We start from the raw sequence: 467 nt of genomic DNA on the forward strand, positions 1-467 counted from the left end.
AGACAGAATCAGCGATTCTGGCGCACGCCCGGCGATGTGCGCCAGCGGAGTCGTGTGGCTTCGTGGTGAGAACGCCGGAAGGGGAAAGATATTTTCCCAGCGTGAATATCTCCGGTGAGCCGGAGGCGTATTTCCGGATGTCGCCGGATGACTGGCTGCAGGCAACACTGCACGGTGAGATTGTGGCACTGGTCCACAGTCACCCCGGTGGTCTGCCCTGTCTGAGTGAAGCCGACCGGCGGCTGCAGGTGCATAGTGATTTGCCGTGGTGGCTGGTCTGCCGGGGGACGATTTATAAATACCGCTGTGTGCCGCATCTTACCGGACGGCGCTTTGAGCACGGGGTGACGGACTGTTATACGCTGTTCCGGGATGCTTACCATCTTGCGGGGATTGAGATGCCTGATTTTACTCGCGAGGATGACTGGTGGCGTAACGGTCAGAATCTCTATCTGGATAATCTGGAG

General features: G+C 58.0%; 1 protein-coding gene. It reads left to right on the forward strand.

Annotated features, from left to right (window positions below):
* Positions 1 to 467: C40 family peptidase (locus tag HEN33_RS25475; RefSeq protein ID WP_183083541.1), on the forward strand; the 467-nt coding region annotated here is incomplete at both ends.

This window comes from Escherichia sp. 94.0001 (assembly GCF_013369155.2).
Classification (GTDB): domain Bacteria; phylum Pseudomonadota; class Gammaproteobacteria; order Enterobacterales; family Enterobacteriaceae; genus Escherichia; species Escherichia coli_F.